The organism is uncultured Jatrophihabitans sp. (assembly GCF_964246335.1).
Lineage (GTDB): Bacteria > Actinomycetota > Actinomycetes > Mycobacteriales > Jatrophihabitantaceae > Jatrophihabitans.
Genome location: NZ_CAXTQF010000127.1, coordinates 1 through 2,496, shown reverse-complemented (window position 1 = coordinate 2,496; position 2,496 = coordinate 1). Strand labels below are relative to the sequence as shown.

The 2,496-nt window shown below is 72.7% G+C and carries 2 protein-coding genes; both read right to left on the bottom strand.

The window, feature by feature from the left end; all coding sequences use genetic code 11:
* Positions 1 to 18: 18 nt before the first annotated feature.
* The gene (locus ACFFCN_RS18630; RefSeq protein ID WP_375494108.1) at positions 19 to 1,062 is read right to left on the bottom strand and encodes an IS110 family transposase; all 1,044 of its coding nucleotides are present in this window, start codon (positions 1,060 to 1,062) and stop codon (positions 19 to 21) included.
* A gap of 260 nt (positions 1,063 to 1,322) precedes the next feature.
* Positions 1,323 to 2,324: a proline racemase family protein gene (locus ACFFCN_RS18625; protein ID WP_375494106.1), complete on the bottom strand. Its 1,002-nt coding sequence runs from the start codon at positions 2,322 to 2,324 to the stop codon at positions 1,323 to 1,325.
* Between the last annotated feature and the right edge of the window lie 172 nt (positions 2,325 to 2,496).

Sequence of the window (2,496 nt, the reverse complement as noted above, 5' to 3'; positions counted from 1 at the left end):
GCGACGCTCCTATGGATGTCAAGCGGGGTGTTCGAGGAGGCGGTAGAGGTCGCGGGCGATGTAGCGCTTGAGGCAGCGGATGGTCTCGCGGCGGGAGCGGCCCTGCGCGGTGGAGCGGTCGGCGTAGGCCCGGGTGCGTTCCTCGTATCGCAGTCGGGATAGTGCGACGACATGCAGGGCGCGGTTGAGCTGCCGATCGCCGTGGCGGTTGAGTCGGTGGCGGCCGGTGGTCTTGCCGCTGCTGGCGGGGATCGGGGCGACGCCGGTGAGCATCGCGAAGGCGGCCTCGGAGTGGATCCGGCCGGGGTGGGACCAGGCGCAGAGCACCGTCGCGGCGACGATCGGGCCGACGCCCTTCTCCTCGAGCAGGTCGGGCCGCATGGTCCGGACGATCGTCAGGATCGCCTTCTCGTGGGCGCCGGCCTCGTCAGCGAGGCTGAGAGCGCGGCGGGCGAGGGTCCGCAGGACCGTGACGGTGGTGCGGGTCTCCAGGTCCCAGGACGGGTGCAGGCGAAGCGCCGCGGCGGTGCGGAGCATCGCCGGGATCTTCTGGCCCCGGAACCTGGACCGGAGGGATTCGGGTGCGGCGATGACGAGGCTGAACACCTGCCGCTGCGCGTCAGTGCCGGACTCGACCGCGGAGCGGCGGGCAGCCAGCAGCACCGACAGCGCCTGCCGGTCGCCTGCAGCCCGCGGGGTGCCGAAACGTGGCCGAGCAAGCGCCTCGCGGGCGGCGCGGACGGCGTCCAGCGGGTCGGACTTCGCCCCGTTGCGGCGCTGGACCCGCTCGGGCCGATCCAGCTCGATGACGACCTCCCCGGCCTGCTCGAGGTGCCGGGTGAGGCCTGCGCCGTGGATGCCGGTGCCCTCGATCGCCCAGGCCCGCAGGCCGGAGAGCTCGTCCGCGAACGCGACCAGCTCGGCGTAACCGACCGCGGTCGCCTCGACCGTCAGTTCGGCGACCGCTGCGCCAGTGCCGGCGTGCACCACCGCGGCGGTGTGGGTGTCCACGTGGGTGTCGACGCCGATGACGACTTCGACGAGTTCGGTCAGACTGGTCATGCGTTCTTCTCCTTGCCATGGACGGGACGCGGGTTCCGGTCCGGGTCGGAGAAGCGGCGGGACTGTGACGGGACACGTCGAGCGCTGTCACGCTCGACGGTCAAGCTCCTGATCAGGCCAGTCACTCCGGCTCAGGCCGGGGCCGGCAGCACCGAGCGGACAAGTCGCGTGAAAGGCACGAAGCCAGTCAGAAGAAGGGTCACACTCGGCGCCACCGGCAACAGCCCAACACGATCAGGCCGCCACGGCGATCCTCACAGTCAGAAGACGAAGCCCGCGGGGAAGGGGTCGCGATCGTCCAGCACGTACTCGGCGCGGCCCGTGATCCAGGCCCGACCGGTGATGGTCGGCACGACCGCCGGGCGCCCTGCGACGGTCGTCTCCGCGACGAGCCGTCCGGTGAAGCGGCTGCCGATGAACGACTCGTTGACGAACTCGGCGCCGAGCGCCAGCGCGCCCCGGCTGTGCAGCTCGGCCATGCGCGCCGAGGTACCGGTGCCGCAGGGGGAGCGGTCGAACCACCCGGGGTGGATCGCCATCGCGTGCCGGGAGTGCAGGGCGGTGGAGCCCGGGGCGATGAGCTCGACGTGGTGGCAGTGGTCCACGCCCTCGATCTCGGGGTGGTGCGGCCGATCCGCCTCGTTCACCGCCGCCATGATCCTGAGGCCCGCCTCGACGATGTCGCGCTGCCGGGCGCGGTCGAAGGGCAGGCCGACCGCGTCGAGATCCACCAGGGCGTAGAAGTTGCCGCCGAACGCGAGGCTGTAGGGCACCTCGCCGAGGCCCGGCACGTCGACCCGCGCGTCGAGCCGGTCGGTCCAGCTCGGCACGTTCTCGATCGTCACCGCCTCCGCACGGCCGTCGGAGACGGCGACGGAGGCGATCACGAGCCCGGCCGGGGTGTCCAGCCGGATCGTCGTCACCGGCTCGACCACCTCCACGAGCCGTTCCTCCACGAGCACGGTGGCGACGCCGATGGTGCCGTGGCCGCACATCGGCAGGCAGCCGGACACCTCGATGTAGACGACGCCCCAGTCGCAGTCGGCGCGGGTCGGCGGCTGCAGGATCGCGCCGCTCATCGCCGGGTGGCCCCGCGGCTCGTCCATCAGGAAGTGGCGCAGGTGGTCCAGGTGCGCGATGAACCAGAGGCGGCGCTCGTTCATGGTGGCGCCCGGGATCGGCTCGATCCCGGCCGTGACCACCCGGGTCGGCATGCCCTCCGTGTGCGAGTCGACCGCCGCGATTTTGCGGACGACGGTCATCGGGAGCGACCGGCCGTCACGGGCGCGCGGGCGCGGCCAGGCGCGCGCCGGCGGCGAGGGCCCGCTCGGTGTCGCGGCGGATCGCCTGCGGCTGCGCCTCCGTCAGCGGCCCGCGCGGGGGCCGGGTCGGCCCGCCGACGCTCTCGCCGACCACGTCGACCGAGTGCTTGAT